Source organism: Alcanivorax sp., from assembly GCF_051117345.1.
GTDB lineage: Bacteria > Pseudomonadota > Gammaproteobacteria > Pseudomonadales > Alcanivoracaceae > Alcanivorax.
Genome location: NZ_JBNPEC010000035.1, coordinates 1 through 2,485 on the forward strand (window position 1 = coordinate 1; position 2,485 = coordinate 2,485).

Here is a 2,485-nt window from a genome sequence, read left to right on the forward strand (position 1 = left end):
GGGGGTAGGAAAGGCGTTCAAGGGTACGTCGTACCGGGGCTGCCACGGCGGACGGAGCCGGTTCGGCGTGTTGGGAAACCACGTGAAAATAGTGGCTGGGCAGGGCGAGCATGCCCTGGCCGTGGGTGCAGACCTGGCAATCGGCGGCGGCCAGCAGTTCCTTGTGAGGATCGTGGGGCTGGGCATCGATGTGCGCAGGCGCATGCCAGGCAAGCAGCAGCTGGGCGCAGAATAGCGCCAGAATCAATGACAGCGACAGGCCGTGACGGGCGCGCATCATGATGCGTTTTCCCCCGGGGCGGAGTGGTCGCAGCAGCGGTGCTGTTCCTCACCGGGCTCGGTGCCTGGCACATAGTCAAACCCGCCGGCATGCCAGGGGTGGCACTTACACAGGCGCTTCACGGCCAGCGCGCTGCCGCGCAGGCTGCCATGGACTTCCACCGCCTGCCGGGCGTATTCCGAGCAGGTGGGGTAGAAGCGGCATTGGTTGCCGATCCAGGGGCTCAGCAGCTTCTGGTACAACCAGAGCATGCCGAGCAGAAGCGATTTCACGGTATCAAGACCTGTGTAGTGTCAACTCAACGGGGCATGATACGGCCAATCCGGTGGCGGATGCCAGCCTGATACTGGGGCGGCCTGATTCTGTCCCCGTAGGAGCTATGCTTGCATGGCGAACCACCACCCACCGGTTCGCCATGCGAGCATGGGCTCCTACGGGACGCGTTGGCCGGTTGTGCCAATCTGCGGGAAGGGCCTTGTCTGGTGGCAAGCGGGGTGCATACTGCGGCACGGACTGATTGTGAGGAGTGTTGTTGTGAGAGCTGTTGTTCTGGCGTTGTTGATGCTGGTGTCCCCCGCCTGGGCTGCCGAGTGGGAGCTGAACCATGAGGGCGACCAGCGGGGTGAGGTGACCACCTATGTGCGCGAGGTGTCCGACAGCCCGGTGAAGGCCTTCAAGGGTGTGGTGGAGCTGAAAGCCAGTACCACCTCGGTACTGGCGGTGATCACCGCCGTGGATACCTTCCCGGAGTGGATATTCCAGAGTCAGGGCGCGGAGCGGCTGACCATGGAAGAGAAAGAGCGTATCCATATGCGCTTCAACGGCATCTGGCCGGTGGCGGATCGGGATGTGGTGCTGGCCAATACGCTCACCCAGCAGGCCGATGGCGAGATTCACTTGCACAGTGAGAACGCCGACGGCTTCAAGGACAAGCAGCAGGGCTTTGTGCGTATTCCTGCCCTGGATAACCAGTTCGTGATCACGCCGCTGGCTGACGGCTGGGTACGGGTGAAATTCGAAACCTTCGTGGACCCGGGCGGTAATGTGCCGGTGTGGCTGGCCAACCTGGTGTCTACCCGGGCGCCACTGGTGACCCTGGAAGGGTTGAAGGCGCAGTTGCAGAAGCCGCAGTTTGCCAATGCCACGCGGGAAGATTTGCCGGGGTTGCCGGGGATGGAGGTGTTGAAGCTTTGAGCTTTGAGCTTTGAGCTTCTAGCCTCTAGCCTCTAGCTGCTAGACGCGATGCAGGATTATGGGTGGTTGAACGCAAGAGGCCGCGCCCAGGGTTTGGGTGCGGCCTCTTACGTTTCAGATCATGAAAACCTGTTTTTCTCGCAGCTAGAAGCTAGTAGCTCATAGCTGCCTTTGCCCTTTACCGGCTCCAGCGGGTGCCTTCGCGAGTATCTTCCAGCTGGATGCCGGCGTCGGTGAGTTGCTGGCGGATCTCGTCGGCGCGGGCGAAGTTCTTGTCTTTCTTGGCCTGGGTGCGTTCTTCCACCAGCGCGTCGATTTCTTCGTTGCTGAGGCCATCTTCGCTGGCGTGCTTGTTCTGGAACCAGGCGGTGGGGGCTTCGGTGAGCAGGCCGAGCAGGTCGGCGGCGGCCAGCAATTCGGCTTTCAGGGCCGGTTTGTCGGCCAGCTCTGCCTTGTTCAGATCGCCGGCGATGGCATGCAGGGCGCTGACCGCTTCGGCGGTGTTCAGGTCATCCTTGAGGGCTTCCAGCACCGGGTGGTTGTCCGGCAGCTGGTAGCCAGCTTCCGGTTCCACCGTTTCACCGCGACCCAGCAGGGCGTAGTAGAGGGTATCCAGGCCTTTCTCCGCATTCTCCAGCACGTCGGCGGAGAAATTCAGCGGCGAGCGGTAGTGGCTGGAGACCAGTGCAAAGCGCAGGATTTCGCCGTGGTATTGGGTGAGCAGGTCGCGTACCAGACGGAAGTTGCCCAGGGACTTGGACATCTTCTCGCCATCGATGTTGATGTAGCCGTTGTGCAGCCAGTAGCGAACGTAGTCGGTGCCGTGGGCGCAGCAGCCCTGGGCGATCTCGTTCTCGTGGTGCGGGAAGATCAGGTCCTGGCCGCCGCCGTGGATGTCGATCACGTCACCCAGGTGCTTGTGGATCATGGCGGAGCATTCGATGTGCCAGCCGGGGCGGCCACGGCCCCAGGGGGACTCCCAACCCGGTTGTTCGTCGGTGGACGGCTTCC

General features: G+C 62.3%; 4 protein-coding genes. 1 reads left to right on the forward strand and 3 read right to left on the reverse strand.

The window, feature by feature from the left end; all coding sequences use genetic code 11:
• A partial coding sequence (locus tag ACFE0K_RS02595; protein WP_434534580.1) for a hypothetical protein occupies positions 1-280 on the reverse strand: 280 nt, incomplete at its 3' end.
• Complete coding sequence (gene yidD, locus ACFE0K_RS02600) at positions 277-552, reverse strand: membrane protein insertion efficiency factor YidD (RefSeq protein WP_434534581.1); 276 nt, start codon at positions 550-552, stop codon at positions 277-279. The genes yidD and ACFE0K_RS02595, both read right to left, overlap by 4 nt.
• Positions 553-814: 262 nt before the next feature.
• On the opposite strand from yidD, the gene ACFE0K_RS02605 reads away from it, so the two are divergent.
• Complete coding sequence (locus ACFE0K_RS02605; protein ID WP_434534582.1) at positions 815-1,474, forward strand: START domain-containing protein; 660 nt, start codon at positions 815-817, stop codon at positions 1,472-1,474.
• A 178-nt stretch (positions 1,475-1,652) separates the two neighbouring features.
• Here the strand turns inward: ACFE0K_RS02605 and ACFE0K_RS02610 are convergent.
• On the reverse strand, positions 1,653-2,485 hold an 833-nt coding region (locus tag ACFE0K_RS02610), incomplete at its 5' end, for a DALR domain-containing protein (protein WP_434534583.1).